Below are 14949 nucleotides of genomic sequence, written 5' to 3' on the forward strand. Positions count from 1 at the left end.
GCTCGTCATCAGTCAGTTCCACCACACCACGCGGACGACCAGCCACCGCGACAGTCTACTATCTGCCGACGAATTAACGACTCAGGACACTAGTTAGCGCTTGACACCGGCCTCGGCGGCGGCGCCGAGGAGCGCCAGCTTGTCGGCGTCGGCGGTGCCCGGATCCGGGTGGAAGACGACGAGCATCACGCCATCCGTACCGGAGATGAGAAGTTTCTCTCTGTTGAGGGTTATCTCACCCACCTGCGGGTGGTGGAACGTCACCGCCGCGCCGCCCCGGGGCCGCACGTCGTGTCGCGCCCACAGCCGCCGGAAGACCGGGCTGGCCAGGGAGACCTCGCCGACGAGTTCGATGAACCGGGGGTCCTGGGTGTCGGTGCCGACCGCCTCGCGGAAGCCGGCGACGAGCCCGGCTGCGGCCCGCTCCCAGTCGGGGAAGAGCGCCTGCTCCGCGGGGTCGAGGAAGACGTCCCGCAGTCGGTTGCCGCCCACGACCAGACGCGGCGAAAGGGCGGCGGCCAGCGGATTGGCGACGAGGACGTCGAGATAGCGGCCCTCGATGAACGCGGGCAGGGGCAGCAGCGCCACGAACTTCGCCGTGCTGGGCGGCACGGTCTCCTTCCGCCAGCGCGGCCGACGGCGGGGTTTGTCGACGACCAGACCGAGCAGGTATGCCCGCGAGTCGTCGTCGAGGCGCAGCACCCGGGCGAGTGACTCCAGCACCTGCACCGACGGTTTGCGGTCGCGACCGCGTTCGAGCCGCAGGTAATAGTCGGCGCTGATCCCGGCGAGCATCGCGACTTCCTCGCGACGCAGGCCCGGCACCCGCCGCACGCCCACGACGGGAACGCCCGCCTCCGCCGGGGCGACGAGCTCCCGGCGGGCGCGCAGGAACGCGCCCAGGAGGTTCGGCTCATCGGTCATTCCCCCACCGTAGGCCGCGCCGGACGCCCGTGCGGGGGTCCTGCCGGACCCCTGGTTGAAGGGGGCTCTGGCTCGACCGGCAACCCGGTTGGATCGTTATCCGGGTGATCGTCCCACCGAACCGGAGCGAACCCATGACCACGAACTCTTCTCACGTCCTTGTCACCGGCGGGTCCGGGTTCATCGCCGGACATTGCATTCTCGCTCTCCTGGAGCAGGGCTATCTCGTGCGGACCACGGTCCGGTCGCTGGAGCGCGAAAGCGGCGTGCGGGCCGTGCTCGCCGACGCCAGAGCGGTGCACGGCGACGCCCTGAGCTTCGTCGCAGCCGATCTCACGAGCGACGCGGGCTGGGCCGAAGCCGTGCACGGGTGCGACTACGTGTTGCACGTGGCATCGCCTGTGCACATCGGGAAGGTCGAGAACGACGACGACGTGATCGTCCCAGCCCGCGACGGCACCCTGCGCGTGCTCCGCGCCGCCCGCGACGCCGGCGTCAAACGGGTCGTGCTCACCTCGGCGTTCCACGCCGTCGGGTTCGGCCACCCGCACACCGATCACACCTTCACCGAGGACGACTGGTCGGTGCTCGACGGGCCGGGCGTCGACGCCTACGGCCGCAGCAAGGTCCTCGCCGAGCGCGCCGCCTGGGACCTGGTGTCGGCCGACGGCGGTTCGCTCGAACTCACCACGATGCTGCCCGTAGCGGTCATGGGACCCGTGATGGGCACCGGGATCTCCGGAGCCAACCACATCGTCAAGCGCATCCTCGACGGGCAACTGCCGGGCTACCCCAACATGTGGATACCGATCGTCGACGTCCGCGACGTCGCCACCGCCCACGTGGCGGCCATGACCGCACCCGAAGCCGCGGGCCAGCGTTTCCTCCTCGCGAGCGGGCCGGCGGTCTCGATGAAGCGGATCGGGGCGATCCTCAAGGAGCATCTCGGCGACGCCGCGAGCCGGGTGCCGACCCGCACCATCCCGGACATCGTCGTGCGGGTCGCCGCCCTGTTCTCGGCGGAGTTCCGGCCGGTCGCGGCAGATCTCCAATATGTCAAGAAGGTCTCGAACGACAAGGCCCGCCGCGTGCTGGACTGGCGGCCACGCGAGTCGGAGGAAGCCATCGTCGCGGCCGGCGAGAGCATGGTCGCGAAGTCGCTCGTCCGCAGGGTATAAAGATCAAGACCTACCCGGACCCCTCGGGCGCGTTCTCCGTTGCCCATTGGAGGGAACTATGATGCTGCCCGGCCTGAGTGGGTCTGGGCTTGACCCGATTCGACGGACGGGGTCGTTGTGGTGATCTTATCTAGGCTGCCGGGTTTTCCGGTTGGGTGGTGTGGCGGGCGGTTTCGTAGGTGGCTGGGCTGAGGTAGCCCAGTGAGGAGTGTCGGCGGCGGGTGTTGTACCAGCCTTCGATGTAGGCGAATATGGCCTGGCGGGCGGCGGTGTGGGTGGGCCACGGCTGCCGGTGGAGCAGCTCCGTTTTGATCGTTGCGAAGAACGACTCGGCGACCGCGTTGTCCCAGCACTGCCCGCGGCGGCTGGTGGACAGGCGGATGCCGTGCGCGGCGGCGAGGCGGGCGTGTTGGGCGCTGGTGTACTGGCATCCGCGGTCGGAATGGAAGATCAACCCGGACGCCGGCCGGCGTCGCATGATCGCGTCGCTCAGCGCGGCATCGACCAGGTCGGTTTTCAGGTGGTCGGCGACGGCCCAGCCCACGACACGGCGAGAGGCCAGATCGATGACGGTGGCCAGATACAGCCATCCCTGCCACGTGCTGATGTAGGTGATGTCGCCGCACCAGCGGGTGTCGACGCGGGCGGCGTCGGTGGTGAACTCCCGGCGGACCAAATCCGGTCGGTCGGCTGCCGCCGGGTCGGCGATGGTGGTCGTCTGCCACCGCCGTGGGCTCTTGCCGCATACCCCGGCGCCGCGCATCAGCCGAGCGATGCGTTTACGGCCGTGCCGCAGTCCGGCGTCGGCCAACTCGGCGTGCACCCGGGGCGCTCCGTAGGTGCCCTTCGACATCGCGTGCACCTCGATAATCTTCGCGGTCAAGACCTGATCGGCCCGTTCCCGCCGGGAGGGCCGACCGGCAGCGTGCTGGTAGTAGGCGGACCGGGAGACCTTCATCAGCTCGCACGCACGCGTGACGTTGTGCTTGCCGGCCTTCTCCGCCTCGATGAACGGATACACGTTCACCGGGTCTCCTTCGCGAAGAAAGCCGTCGCCCGCTTCAAGATATCGACGTCCTCCCGCAACCGACGGTTCTCCCGCCGCAGCTGCGCGAGTTCGGCCTTCTCATCGCTGGTCAACCCGTCCGAACGGGCACCGGTGTCCAGGTCGGCCTGCTTGACCCACTCCCGCACCGCCGTCTCGGTCAAGTCGAAATCGTCGCTGACCTGCCTGATCGTGCGGTCCCCACCCTGACACAACTCGACGATCTCGGCCTTGAACTGCGCCGTGAACGACCGACGAGACCGGGGCCGCTTCTTACCCATGCTCTCCATGATGCTGGACATCCTCCCGGAGCCCACCAGGCTCCCGATCTCGGATGTCCGTCAAACCGGGTCAGGCCCACGGGCTTGCCGGGCATCGACATCGGCAGGTTTGGCCACCGTAAGGCTGGTGAACCTATGCTGCACTTCGTGTTCTCTGTTGAGGGTGGCGCTGGCGAGAGTCATGGCATGCCGGTGGCCGCGCGGCCGAGGCGGCGCTTTGGCTGGTGGGGCCAACTGTTTGGGTTGGTCGTGGTCATGGTCGGCGGTGGACACCTCTTGGTGTCCATGAAGATCCTGATCAGTGGTGAGGCGCCGTCTCGAGGTTTTAGCCTGAGCGGGTTTGCGTTGCTGTGGGTTCTGGTGGCGGCGGGGGCGTCGTTGCTTGAGTGGTGGGAGCAACGGAGCCGGGACCGTCGGCCGAAGTCGGCCAGGTCGCAGTGGCGTGATGATGCTCCCCGATGGCTGGTGGTGGCGTCGGCGGTCACCACTGTCTGCGCGTTTGCGACGTGGTTGGCGGGATACACCGCCGCGCTTGACGGTGAACTCAATCTTCTCTGGGCCGATGCGCTGACAGCCGCCGTCTACGCGGTGGCGGCCTTCATTCGTCACCTCGGCGGACGGCACGAATCGCCACCGGAGTCCGAGGCCGTAGGTGGTCTTTGATCACGCCAGGCCCGGCTACAGATCTTGAATGGCTAGGTTCGTCCGATGTGGTCTGGTGTGGCGGGTGTTGGTTGGGGTAGATCGATGGGATGAGGTATCCCGATGGAGGTGGGTTGTCCGCGCGGGGGCGGGCGAAGCGTGAGGCGGTGCGACGGCAGGCGGCTGGGTGGTTCGCCGAGGATGTGTCGGTGTCGGAGATCGCGGCGCGGTTGCGGGTGTCGCAGACCGCGGTGTACGGGTGGCGGAAGCGGTGGCGCGTTGGTGGTGAGCAGGCCCTGGCCTCGAAAGGGTCGGGTGGGTCTCGGTGCCGCCTGGATGAGGGCCGGCTGCGGCGGCTGGCCGCCGTCTTGGACGAGGGGCCGGCGGCACACGGCTTCAGTAGTGAACGGCGGTGGACCCTGTCCCGGGTGTCGGACCTGATCGCCCGGAAGTTCCACACCCGGTACACGCTGCGTGGCACGGCGAACATCATGTACCGGCTGGGCTGGTCGGTGCAGGTCCCCAAGCACCGTGCGGTCGAGCGGGACGAAGCCGCGATCACCACCTGGCGCAAGGAGACGTGGCCGGCGGGAAAACGGTAGTGGCGCAGCGGCAGGCATGGCTGGTCTTCGAAGACGAGGCCGGTCAGACGCTGCGCCCACCGAAGGCACGCACCTGGGGACGACGCGGGCACACCCCCGTGGTGCCGGTGTCGGGCAAGGGCTCCGGTCGTGTCTCGATCGCCGGGTTGACCTGTTACCGGCCCGGCCAGCGGTCCCGGTTGATCTACCGCACGATCACCCATCGCAGCCGCAAGAACGAACGCCGCAGCTTCAGCGAACGCAACTACATCGCCCTGCTCGACGCCGCTCACCAGCAGCTCGGCGGCCCGATCGTGTGCGTCTGGGACAACCTGAACACCCACGTCTCCGCCGCCATGCGGCAGATGATCGACGCCCGAGAGTGGCTGACCGTCATCCGACTACCCGGCCCACGCCCCGGACCTGAATCCGACCGAGGCAGTGTGGTCCCACCTCAAACGCAGCATCGGCAACCTCGCCGTCACCGGCGTCGACCACCTCCTCGCGATCATCCGCAACCGACTCAAGAGCATCCAGTACCGCACCGACCTACTCGACGGCTTCCTCGCTCACCGGACTGACCCTCAAACCCGACACAACCTGACCATTCAAGATCTTGTAGCCCGCCGATGACGTGATCATGCGGCTGTGTCCGTCTCGGCCACCGGCGGAGCCGGCACCACCGGAGTTGCTACACCTGTCACCTGTCGGTGCAGCAGACCCCACATACCTGACTCCCGAGGAACTGGCCGACTACGCCACCCTGCCAAAGGTGCTTCGTTCGCTTCTCGTCGCGCACAAGTGCGACATCGCCGGAGTCACCGACGAACAGCTGACTGCGGCGACGATCGAGGCACTCGCCCCACCCCCGTCGGGGAGGAGCGTCGGGAGACGCTACGCGATTGGGACCCAGTCGAGCTGCTCGTGCCAGAGTGGGACTACCTGCAGAAGCCGAGCCTGTTCGCGCAGCAGCAGGACGCCAGCGGGCTGATGGTCACCGAGATGCCCACCGCCGCCAGCCTGCCGAAGCAGGTGCACCGGGTCATCGCCGTGAACCGGATGAAGAAGGTTAACGCGGTGATCGGCTTCACCCGCATCGACGAGATGGACCGGGTCAACGACCTCGCGAGCCGGCTCGTCAAGCTCACCCGGGACGGCCGCCCCACCTGGGCGCCGGCCACCGAGGACCGCGGCGAAGGATCTTCCTGCAACTGGACGAGGCCGCCGTCGCCGCCTGGGAAGCACAGATCCTGCCCACCGGTCTGTGGCGAGCGCACCGCGAAGCCCACCGGCACAACTTCTCCCGGCGCTTCTCCGCTACCGCCGCCCAGATCGACCCCGACACCCGCTGTCGTCGCTCACGGAATTCCCCGGGGTTGGGCTCACGTAATTCCCCAGGTGGTGGCCCTCGGATGATGTTTCTACTTGGTGCCCTGGGTGGTTGTCGAGCCGGCTCGGCCGGGGCGCTTGTTGGGTCGGTAGCTGGGTCCGTTCATGAAGACCTGGTGGCTGGTGTTGATTAGCCGGTCCAGTAGGGATTCGGCGACGACGGGGTTGGGGAACAGTGGGTACCAGTCGGCCGGTGACCGGTTCGAGGTGGCGATCAGCGACCGGCCGGCTTGGGCGCGTTCGGAGATCAGTTCGTAGAGGTCGTCGGCTTGCTGGGCGGTCAGCTCGCGCATGGCGAAGTCGTCGAGGATCAGCAGTGCTGGTCGGGCGAGTTCGGCGAGACGGCGGGGCCATGTGCGGTCGGCGTGGCCACCGGCGAGGTCGGCCAGGGAACGGCTGGTTTTGGTGAACCGGACGTCGGCGCCGCGGCGGACCGCGAGGTGGCCGAGGGCTTGGGCGATGTGGGTTTTCCCGACGCCGACGGGTCCATGCAGGATGACCGACTCGCCGGCTTGCAGCCAGCGCAGCGCCGCGAGGTCACGGATCTGCGCGGCGGGCAGTTTGGGGCTGGCGTGGAAGTCGAACTCTTCCAGGGTGGTGGTCTGCTCGAAGCGGGCCCGGCGCAGCCGTCGCTGCATGCTCATGGTTTCCCGGCGGGTGATCTCGTCGTGGCAGAGGACCTGCAGGAACTCCAGGTGGCCCAGCTCGCCGGCTTGGGCTTGAACGAGGCGAGCGTCGAGGGTGTGCAGCATGCCGGACAGCTTCAGGACGCGCAGGCTGTCGTGCAGGGCGGTGTCGACGATGGTCACGAGGTCTCCTTGGGCTGGTAGAGAAAGCGGTGCAGGGTGGTCATCAGCTGCGCCCAGTCGGTGCCGGCCGGGCGGGGGAAACCGTTGCGCTGCAACACTTCGGCGATGTCGAAGAGCAGGCCGTAGGTGAACCGGGGATCGGGGCCGTCGGATTGCGGCAACGGGTAGGCCGCAGCCGCTGGGGCGGTGTCGGTCATGCCAGCACCGCCATGCCGTGGCCCGACTGCTCGTCGTCACCAGGGCCGCCGTGGTGGTCGTTCGTGATGGCCGTGTCCGCCTCGGGCGTGCCGTCCGTGGTGGGCAGGGGGATGACGTTCGCGAACAGCTGCGAAGGGCCGCGTAGATGGGCTGCGGCGCCGCCGTCGCCGGCCGATGGTGGTGGCGGGTCGGTCTCCGCGCCGGCGACCAGGATGCCTTTGACGGTGCGGTAGGAGGGGTCGCCGACGGTGATGGCTTTGGCGCAGGCGGCTTCCAGCCGGGCGGTGCCGTGCTTGTCGGCCAGGCCGAGCACGCCCTGGGCGGCGCGGAGCCGGAACAGGGCGTTGACCTCCAACAGGTCGTCGATGACTTGCCGGCAGGCAGGGCCGATCTCGGTGGCGCGGGTGCGGCACCAGGTCGGGGTTCGCATCCGGAACGCGATCTTCTCCGGCGGGTAGTGCCCGAAGTCGGTCTGCTTGCCCTGTGGTTTGCGCCCGTGCGTGGCGATCAGCTGGCCCTGGTGGAAGATCTGGACGACCAGCGGGGTCTCACGGGCGTCGACGCGTTGGCCGATGAATCGCCACGGCACCGAGTAGATCGTCTTGCCGACCTTGGCGTGGATGTCCGGCCCCACCATGGCCGTCGACCACGTCGCCAACGTGAACGGCTTGGCCGGCAACGGCTGCAGCGCCTGCGCTTCGACCGCGGCGAACACCGACGCCGGGGCCGCGCCAGACAGCGGCCGGCAGGACCTGCGGCCGGCCACCTCGATGCACCAGGCCAGTGCGGCGGCCTGCATCTCGGCCAGGGAAGCGAACTGCCGCCCTCGCCAGAAGCTGTCCCGGATATACGGCATCGGCCGCTCGATGCGGGCCTTGTCCCGCGGCTTGCCTCGGCGGGCCGGGTCGACCAGCACCCCGTAATGTTCCGCCAGCTCCCCATACGAGCGGTTGATTTTCGGGTCGTAGAGGTCAGGCTTGTCCACTCCAGTGCGCAGGTTGTCTGGGACGAGGCGTCGCGGGAGGCCGCCGAAGAACGCGAACGCCTCGACGTGCGCCTCGGTCCAGGCCCGCTGATCCATCGCTAGGACCGGCCGCACGAACATGTGCCGCGAACAGGCCAGAACCATGGCGAACGCCCACACCCGCCGCCGCTTGCCCGTCTGCGGGTCGACCCAGTGGCCCAGATGCCCGTAGTCGATCTGGGCTTCCTCACCCGGCGGGGTGTCCGCCTCGTCTCGCAGCACCACGACCTGGTCCCGGCGCACCTCCTCCGGCAGGTTCGCCGCCACATACCGCTTCAACGACGCGACGCTGGCGGCCAAGCCATGCTCGTCGCGCAGCCGCTGGTGGATCGTTGCCTGCGTCACCCCAGCCTTGAACATCTCGACGATGTACTCGTGATGCCGGGCGATCTCCGGCCACGTCACCTGCCGCAACCGGGTGTCCGCCAACTGCGGGAACCACCGCGTCACCAGCGCCGCCCAGTCCTGCTGCGCCATCGCCGGCCCACCCGGCGCCAACCCCGCCGCCACCGCCGGAGCCAGGTACTTACGGATCGTCTTGCGGTCCACACCCAGAGATACGGACACCTCGCTGATCGAACGGCCCGAATACCAGTGGATGAAGATCTCGGTCACATCGACCACGTCGAACGTTCTCCTCGCCATCGGCTCCCTCACCCGTCACCCAGACGAGGGAGGACTCTTCCTGACCGCGAGGACCACCCACCCGGCGCTCATGTCCGCACAAGTTGGGAATTACGTGAGCGACCGGGTGGGGAATTACGTGAGCGTCAGACCGCTACAGGTGGGGAATTCCGTGAGCGCCGACACCCGCTTCCCCGCCCAGCGCTACTGGCTGATCCACAGCCTGGCGCACATCCTCATCCGCGAGATGGCCATGTCCTGCGGTTACGGCGCTGCCAGCCTCAGCGAACGCCTCTACGCCTGGCCTGCCACCCCCGACCGGACCGCCGCCGCTGGACTGCTCATCTGCACTACTGCCTCCGACAGCGAGGGCACCCTCGGTGGACTGGTCGCGCTCAGCCAGCCGGAACGGCTGCACGGGCTCCTGCTCGACGCGCTGCGCAGAGCTGCCCGCTGCTCCTCCGACCCCGTCTGCGGGCAACGCACACCACGGCACGGCGAGGACTTTCTGCACGGCGCGGCCTGCCACTGCTGCAGCTTCGCCTCGGAAACCTCCTGCGAACGCGCCAACCGATTCCTCGACCGCAGATTCCTGCTGACCCTGCCTACCATCGACGACGAGCGGGTCCCCGGTTTAGTCGGCACCATCGATGTCTACTGACCCCTACACGGCGCTCGGCGCCTTCCTGACCGCTTATGAGGCACAACGACTCGCCACCGTCCTACAAGCCGGCGGCACCACTAGCCAGGTACTGAAAGAAGTACACGCCGCCCGCCGCAGCGAGGCGAAGCGCCTACTCTTCGCAGCCGTACTCGGTCCGGAGCACCGGGGCGACTCGGTCGCCGTGCTCCGGGCCATCGCCGGCGCACGATCCGTCCGGACCGCCATCTCCCCCGTCTGGACCATGCCCGGCGTCGAAGCCACGACCGGCCGTCTCACCAGCGAAGCTCAGCGCATCATCGACGACGCACGTATGTCGATCGTCTGCTCCAGCTTCAACTTCACGCCGCACTCGGGCATGTGGATTGCTCTCAAGAACGCTGCAGTGCGCCCCGGCCTGAGCGTCACGGTGTACCTCGACGCCCACGCCGGCTCCCCGGCAGCCGTCGCGGCCCATCTGCCGAAGGCGACCGTACTCCGGACGCTGGCCCCACCCGGAGGTCACCATCCGCTGGTCAGCCACGCCAAGTTCATCGTCATCGACCGCGTGATCACGCTGCTGACGAGCGCGAACTTCTCCTACAGCGCCGAGAACACCAACATCGAACCGGGGCTACTGGTGTACGACACCAATCTGGCCACGTCGATCGAAGCCCTCATCGAAGCAAGCACGGGGTGCACTACGAGCAAGTGACCTGACAAATGCGCGCGCGGGTTACCAAGATCACCCGATGCTGCGAATGCCGCGGCATGCCGGAGGAATTTCGACCCAAGTGCCGTCGCGAGGTCCTCGATCTGTTCATGGCCCGCCGATCGGTCGCGGACCGGTGCGGGACTTGGACATCAGCGATCAAGCGGCTGGTCGGCGTTGAGCCGGAGGGCTCGCCATCGGCCGTCGACCTGATCTTCCGCTCATGGCGGTGCGGGTTGTGCGCCCCGCACCGCCGTCGAGCAGGCGGCTCAGCTCGGTGGACGGGGAAGATCAGGGGGTAAAGGCCTAGCGATCGATTGGAAGTCGTCCCTGTGTTCTGCCATGGGGTGTGGTTGACCGGTCATGGCGGACAGCGCGTTGGCGACGTCGTGCAGATCGGCCTTGATGTAGGTAATGGTGGAGGAACCAGGCCTGTCGGTGTGCCCGGCGTAGGCGCGGGCAATGCCGTAGCCGAAGTGCCGTTCCACCCAGGTCAGCGTGGTATGACGCAGCCAATGGGTCGAGATGCCGTGCACGGCCACCCAGGGCAGACGCTCACCCAAGCGTTCCCACAGGTGGTCATAGCGGCGGCTGGTGATCGGTTGGCCGTTGCGCGCGCGCAGGAGCGGATCGGTCGGCAGGACGGCGCCGCGAGCGTCGGCGTGCTCTCGCAGGTGCACGGCGAGATCGAGGGTGATGGGCTGCCAGCGGACAGTGGATCCTTTCTCGGTGAGGCGGACGAGTCCGTTGGTCGTATCGAGGTCGACCAGCCGTAGGGCCAGGGCGCCGCCGCGGCGGCACGCGGTCTCGGTGTGCAGGCGCAGGAGCAGCGCGTCGAGGATGACGTCGTTACCGCTGGTGCGCGCCATCGCATTGATCTCCTCCAACTCGTGTGCGGTCAACGCGCGGCGGGTGCCGGGTAAACGTCGGGGTTTCGCGACTCGGTGCGCGGGGCTGGCGGCGGCGTCGATCAGCCCGTCGGCGATGGCACGTCGGTAGAAGGCGCGGGCGGCGGTGATGACGTGTTCGCCGGCGTGCCGGCCGTTGCGGCTGTTGCGCCGCGACACGGCGCTGGCGACCATCGCCTGTTTCAGGGCCTCGACATCACTGGCGGTGATGGTGTCCAAGGGCCGCGCGGGCCACGCGGCGGCCATCCGGTCCCAGTAGGTGCCGTAGGTGCGGCGTGCTCCAGGCCCGGCAGCGGCGACAACCCGGGGCAGGTACTCGGCGACCGTCGGCAAAACGGCCGGCGTCGCGGGGTGACACTGCAGATCGCTCACTGTGACGCCCAGGTGAGCCAGAACCTGTCGAGCGGCAGCGACGGCGGCGGGGTCAGCGTTCATTGCCGACTCCCGCCAGGTGCGTGTGCAGGTCGGCAAGCAGGCGTACGACGGTGCTGACGGGATGCACGACGAGCAGGTCGTGCGTGACGATGGCGGCGAGCAGCACGGACTGACCGGGCTCGATGCGGCACATGTGCCGGGCATTCGCCGGCAAGGGCAGGTCCCCACGGCTGCCCACCTGGTGGCGGCTGTCGCTGGCCGAGCGGATGACGAGCATGCCGTGGCGCGGCTGAATGTCGAGGCGGTGGTGCGGGGGCCATGCCAGCGCGCGCAGGAGGTGCTGCGCGCTCACCCGGCCACAGCGGGCCAGAAGAGCCATCCCCAGCACCAGGCTGGCGTCGGTGATCGCCGGTGGGCAGACTCGGACAGGTAGATCCGGCATCGGCATCGGGCTTGGACCCGAACGCGCGGGCAGGACTGCGGGTACGAGTGGACCGACGAGGTGTTCCTTCGGTCGGATAGGTCGTGTCATGACCGAACAACCTCATTCAGCGATGAGGCGCGACACGTCAGGGGCGACCTGAAGCCCTTCACCGGCGTAATGCTGAAATAAATCTGGCATTAAGCGGAAGGCATTGTATGATTAGCGCATGCTGTATCGGACCCCTGCGCTCGCCGATGACGACAAGCGCGTACTCGGCGAACTGGACACGATGCGGGACAACCTGCGGTATCAGATCGCCGAGCCGCACCGTTGGACAGGGCAACTGCGACGCACCCTGATCGCACACGCCATCCAGGGCTCGAATTCGATCGAGGGCTACCAGGTGTCCCTGGACGACGCCGCCGCCGCCGTCGCCGGCGACGAACCGGTAGAGACCAACCCGCAGACCTGGGAAGTCATCACCGGCTACCGGGACGCCCTGACCTACGTGCAACAACTCGCCCGCTCACGCGAGTTCACCTGGCAGCACATGTTGCTCAACGCGCTGCACTTCATGATGCTCCGGCATGAGCTCGGCAAGTGGCCGGGTCGCTTCCGTCCGGGTGACATCCATATCGACGAGGCGCACACCGGCCGGCGCGTCTACACGGGGCCTGACGCCGACGACGTTCCGTCGCTGATCTCCGAGCTGATCGACTGGCTGGCCGACGGCGAACCGGAGACCCCACTGCTCGTGCGGGCCTCCATGGCTCACCTGAACCTGGTCAAGATCCATCCCTGGCGGGACGGGAATGGTCGGATGTCGCGCTGTCTACACACCCTCGTGCTCGCCCGAGACGGTGTCCTGGCCCCGGAGTTCTCCTCCATTGAGGAGTGGCTCGGCGTCGGCCGGAACACCTACGCCTACTACGATGCGCTCGGCGAGGTGGGCGGTCCAACCTGGCAGCCTGACAACGACACCAGCAGGTGGATCCGGTTCTGCCTGAGCGCCCATCACCAACAAGCCCAACTGGTCCGACAACGCCTCGATCAGGCCGCGCAGCTCTGGGAACTGCTCGACACCTGGGTCCGACGCGCAGGGCTACACGAGCGGGTGGTCAGCGCCCTCTACCTGGCCGCCACCGGCGGTCGAGTGCGCCGCACTGTCTATCAGCGCGATGAGAGCCTCACCGACGACCAAGCAACCCGTGACCTTCGCGCCCTCGTCCGGGCAGGCATGCTCGAACAGCACGGCGAAACCCGAGGCAGGTTCTACCTCACCTCGCCGATACTGCGCGACCTCGCAGCCCCCGCGCTGCGCCCCAAGGAGATCATCGACCCGTACCGACGCTGAGGCGCAGACCCGGCATGCCCACCACCATGAATCTGCGACGTAAACGCGCCGAAGAGACACCATTTCTTGTCACCGAATTGGACAGATGCGGCCAATCATAGCCAGGCAATCGCTTCCAAGATTTACAACATTTGGTTCTAAGCAAGCCCAAATAGGACAGCCATTTTGTCCTATTTGTCGCGATTTTCCACGAAATTTGGTGTCCGAGGGAGGATTGAACCCCCACGCACAGCAACCCTGCACCAAATCGGTGCTCATGTGCAGAGACTACCAGCGCAGGATGGCGACTAAGCCTCTCAGCGCAAGACGTCGGGCCCTAATCTCGCCGAAAGCCGACGGCAGGTAGCGATCGTTCGATACAGGTGCGGTCAACGCCCTCTTCGCCAGGCTTGCAGTCCACGCAAATACCGCCTATGACCGGCCCCGGCTGGCAGATCTCTGCCTAACGAGGGCCGGGTGCCTGACAACAACATCTGCGCAGGTCGATCAACTCAAGTATTGGCTCTACTGCGACTTCCGGTTCAGCTTAAGATCATCAACGCCCAACCGCCGCAACGGTCAGACCTCAAGTATGGCGGCCACTTTCACCACCACGAAATACCAGTTCACCCCTTCCAAGAAATCAACGCCGATAGTGCTCCCTAAAATTCGCAACAAATCGCATGGTTTGCTCGGCCACAAAAGGCGGTTCATTCCTTGCACTCACGGCCATTTTCTCGACAATCGCCTCACCGTCAGCGACATTGCCCATCTCAGCACAAGAAATTGCCAGGTTGCCCAAATCGAAGCTCGATTTACCGACGTTCTCCAGATGTCGCACTATATCCGATAGCAACAAGAAGCCGTCCATGAACGGAAAGCCCACCCTTTCGAGATCTAGAATCAGCAGATCGACCGTGGCAGCAATGTCATCATCCGAAACAACCATCCAACGCGGAAGAAAACTACCCTCCCGACCTTCCGCCTCAAACAATTCCACCAACGCAGCACCTACGGCGCAGGCGCCTGCAGGAAGGCCGTAGAAGCTCGCCGCCAAGCGAGAAACAGCTTCATGACCAACACCCACCGAAGGATTAAGGGATACACCAGGGTCATAGAACGCAAAGCCGACTGCTATCTGCGAGATTAGACCACCCTCCCGCCGCTTCACGAACGACGCGTAATCTTCTTCCTCATCATCTAGAGCAGGCCGCCATCCCAGCGAACCAAGCTTCTCACCTATCCGCAATTTCAGGTCATGCACTAAGACCCGCATATTGGACACGTCCAGACATCGTATTGAACGCCCATCGTTACCCTAGACCCCTTCGGTACTCCATGGACTGCGAGCTTGCTCGTGTCAAGAATTACTCCGCCTGATTCTAACTCAGGGTAGCCGACCTGCTGGGCAGGGCTGATCGTCGCACCTCGTTCAGTCTTGGCCTCTACCGCAACCCAATTCCCCCTCCCATCTTTGCCGACAAAGTCGGCAATGAAGACATCGCCATTGCTGTTCCGGAACCTTACCTGACTCTCTATGTTGGTAAACCCATCCGCAAGCATCCTCCGTTGAGTAGCAGTTTCCCCCATCGCCCCGTGCGGTAGTCCACTTACCGGGCAGGCACCAACACCGGTGTTATGAACCAGAACAGGTACGTCGCCAGCGACGACATAGTACGTGTGGGATTTTCACCCCGTCACCGTAGTGTGACCTACGTATTCATGGCGTTTCACCTGGCCTTTCGTGCGTGGCGCCAACTCGCCGCGTCGAAATCTATCGGCGTTGACGGCGACGGTGACGGCAACCTGGGGAGACAGTCGCGCCCTTCAACGCCTATGGCATCGATCGGTGGCGCTATCCG

At 66.4% G+C, this 14949-nt stretch carries 16 protein-coding genes and 1 pseudogene; 7 read left to right on the top strand and 10 right to left on the bottom strand.

Going from position 1 to position 14949, the window contains the following annotated elements:
- Window positions 1-93: 93 nt before the first annotated feature.
- Window positions 94-924, bottom strand: a complete 831-nt coding sequence (locus ACIQG9_RS29465; RefSeq protein WP_400408474.1) for a helix-turn-helix transcriptional regulator — start codon at window positions 922-924, stop codon at window positions 94-96.
- Between the two features lie 134 nt (window positions 925-1058).
- Between ACIQG9_RS29465 and ACIQG9_RS29470 the strand changes: the two genes are divergently transcribed.
- Window positions 1059-2102, top strand: coding sequence for an SDR family oxidoreductase (locus ACIQG9_RS29470; RefSeq protein WP_400408475.1), 1044 nt, complete (start codon window positions 1059-1061; stop codon window positions 2100-2102).
- Window positions 2103-2232: 130 nt separating this feature from the next.
- On the opposite strand, the gene ACIQG9_RS29475 is transcribed toward ACIQG9_RS29470, so the two are convergent.
- Together ACIQG9_RS29475 and ACIQG9_RS29480 are read right to left on the bottom strand one after the other, a co-directional pair.
- Window positions 2233-3129, bottom strand: a complete 897-nt coding sequence (locus ACIQG9_RS29475) for an IS3 family transposase (RefSeq protein WP_400408477.1) — start codon at window positions 3127-3129, stop codon at window positions 2233-2235.
- On the bottom strand, window positions 3126-3428 hold the full coding sequence (locus ACIQG9_RS29480; protein WP_400408478.1) for a transposase: 303 nt from the start codon (window positions 3426-3428) through the stop codon (window positions 3126-3128). The genes ACIQG9_RS29475 and ACIQG9_RS29480 overlap by 4 nt, the downstream gene beginning before the upstream one ends.
- A gap of 135 nt (window positions 3429-3563) precedes the next feature.
- Here ACIQG9_RS29480 and ACIQG9_RS29485 point away from each other — a divergent pair, with 135 nt between their 5' ends.
- From ACIQG9_RS29485 to ACIQG9_RS29495, 3 genes are all read left to right on the top strand, one after another.
- The gene (locus ACIQG9_RS29485; protein ID WP_400408480.1) at window positions 3564-4091 is read left to right on the top strand and encodes a hypothetical protein; all 528 of its coding nucleotides are present in this window, start codon (window positions 3564-3566) and stop codon (window positions 4089-4091) included.
- Between the two features lie 89 nt (window positions 4092-4180).
- A complete protein-coding gene (locus tag ACIQG9_RS29490; RefSeq protein ID WP_400408482.1) occupies window positions 4181-4672 on the top strand; it encodes a winged helix-turn-helix domain-containing protein in 492 nt (163 codons plus the stop codon).
- Window positions 4672-5232: a transposase gene (locus ACIQG9_RS29495; RefSeq protein WP_400408484.1), complete on the top strand. Its 561-nt coding sequence runs from the start codon at window positions 4672-4674 to the stop codon at window positions 5230-5232. The genes ACIQG9_RS29490 and ACIQG9_RS29495 overlap by 1 nt, the downstream gene beginning before the upstream one ends.
- 357 nt (window positions 5233-5589) lie before the next feature.
- Here ACIQG9_RS29495 and ACIQG9_RS29500 read toward each other — a convergent pair whose 3' ends face one another.
- The 4 genes and pseudogenes from ACIQG9_RS29500 to istA form a co-directional block, all read right to left on the bottom strand.
- On the bottom strand, window positions 5590-5940 hold the full coding sequence (locus ACIQG9_RS29500) for a hypothetical protein (RefSeq protein WP_400408486.1): 351 nt from the start codon (window positions 5938-5940) through the stop codon (window positions 5590-5592).
- 132 nt (window positions 5941-6072) lie between these two features.
- A complete protein-coding gene (gene istB / locus ACIQG9_RS29505; protein WP_400408488.1) occupies window positions 6073-6849 on the bottom strand; it encodes an IS21-like element helper ATPase IstB in 777 nt (258 codons plus the stop codon).
- Window positions 6846-7046, bottom strand: coding sequence for a hypothetical protein (locus ACIQG9_RS29510; RefSeq protein WP_400408490.1), 201 nt, complete (start codon window positions 7044-7046; stop codon window positions 6846-6848). Before ACIQG9_RS29510 ends, istB begins: the two co-directional genes overlap by 4 nt.
- 128 nt (window positions 7047-7174) lie before the next feature.
- A pseudogene (gene istA, locus ACIQG9_RS29515) lies at window positions 7175-8695 on the bottom strand (IS21 family transposase); the annotation flags it as partial.
- 172 nt (window positions 8696-8867) lie between these two features.
- On the opposite strand from istA, the gene ACIQG9_RS29520 reads away from it, so the two are divergent.
- Window positions 8868-9356, top strand: a complete 489-nt coding sequence (locus ACIQG9_RS29520; RefSeq protein WP_400408491.1) for a Zn-binding domain-containing protein — start codon at window positions 8868-8870, stop codon at window positions 9354-9356.
- Complete coding sequence (drmC, locus tag ACIQG9_RS29525) at window positions 9346-10050, top strand: DISARM system phospholipase D-like protein DrmC (protein WP_400408492.1); 705 nt, start codon at window positions 9346-9348, stop codon at window positions 10048-10050. The genes ACIQG9_RS29520 and drmC overlap by 11 nt, the downstream gene beginning before the upstream one ends.
- 266 nt (window positions 10051-10316) lie before the next feature.
- Here drmC and ACIQG9_RS29530 read toward each other — a convergent pair whose 3' ends face one another.
- A complete protein-coding gene (locus ACIQG9_RS29530) occupies window positions 10317-11390 on the bottom strand; it encodes a tyrosine-type recombinase/integrase (protein ID WP_400408493.1) in 1074 nt (357 codons plus the stop codon).
- Window positions 11380-11709 (bottom strand): hypothetical protein, encoded by a 330-nt coding sequence (locus tag ACIQG9_RS29535; RefSeq protein ID WP_400408495.1) that lies wholly within the window; start codon window positions 11707-11709, stop codon window positions 11380-11382. The genes ACIQG9_RS29530 and ACIQG9_RS29535 overlap by 11 nt, the downstream gene beginning before the upstream one ends.
- A gap of 271 nt (window positions 11710-11980) precedes the next feature.
- Between ACIQG9_RS29535 and ACIQG9_RS29540 the strand changes: the two genes are divergently transcribed.
- Window positions 11981-13108, top strand: coding sequence for a Fic family protein (locus ACIQG9_RS29540; protein WP_400408497.1), 1128 nt, complete (start codon window positions 11981-11983; stop codon window positions 13106-13108).
- A 622-nt stretch (window positions 13109-13730) separates the two neighbouring features.
- Here ACIQG9_RS29540 and ACIQG9_RS29545 read toward each other — a convergent pair.
- Window positions 13731-14372, bottom strand: a complete 642-nt coding sequence (locus ACIQG9_RS29545) for a hypothetical protein (protein WP_400408498.1) — start codon at window positions 14370-14372, stop codon at window positions 13731-13733.
- Between the last annotated feature and the right edge of the window lie 577 nt (window positions 14373-14949).

The organism is Micromonospora sp. NPDC092111 (assembly GCF_044755745.1).
In the GTDB taxonomy this organism is placed as follows: domain Bacteria; phylum Actinomycetota; class Actinomycetes; order Mycobacteriales; family Micromonosporaceae; genus Micromonospora.

What these genes read in the sequence shown, in the direction of transcription:
- ACIQG9_RS29465 (WP_400408474.1), bottom strand. Translation starts at nt 924, where the DNA reads ATGACCGATGAGCCGAACCTCCTGGGCGCGTTCCTGCGCGCCCGCCGG.
- ACIQG9_RS29470 (WP_400408475.1), top strand. Translation starts at nt 1,059, where the DNA reads ATGACCACGAACTCTTCTCACGTCCTTGTCACCGGCGGGTCCGGGTTC.
- ACIQG9_RS29480 (WP_400408478.1), bottom strand. Translation starts at nt 3,428, where the DNA reads ATGGGTAAGAAGCGGCCCCGGTCTCGTCGGTCGTTCACGGCGCAGTTC.
- ACIQG9_RS29485 (WP_400408480.1), top strand. Translation starts at nt 3,564, where the DNA reads ATGCTGCACTTCGTGTTCTCTGTTGAGGGTGGCGCTGGCGAGAGTCAT.
- ACIQG9_RS29490 (WP_400408482.1), top strand. Translation starts at nt 4,181, where the DNA reads ATGAGGTATCCCGATGGAGGTGGGTTGTCCGCGCGGGGGCGGGCGAAG.
- ACIQG9_RS29510 (WP_400408490.1), bottom strand. Translation starts at nt 7,046, where the DNA reads ATGACCGACACCGCCCCAGCGGCTGCGGCCTACCCGTTGCCGCAATCC.
- drmC (WP_400408492.1), top strand. Translation starts at nt 9,346, where the DNA reads ATGTCTACTGACCCCTACACGGCGCTCGGCGCCTTCCTGACCGCTTAT.
- ACIQG9_RS29530 (WP_400408493.1), bottom strand. Translation starts at nt 11,390, where the DNA reads ATGAACGCTGACCCCGCCGCCGTCGCTGCCGCTCGACAGGTTCTGGCT.
- ACIQG9_RS29535 (WP_400408495.1), bottom strand. Translation starts at nt 11,709, where the DNA reads ATGGCTCTTCTGGCCCGCTGTGGCCGGGTGAGCGCGCAGCACCTCCTG.
- ACIQG9_RS29540 (WP_400408497.1), top strand. Translation starts at nt 11,981, where the DNA reads ATGCTGTATCGGACCCCTGCGCTCGCCGATGACGACAAGCGCGTACTC.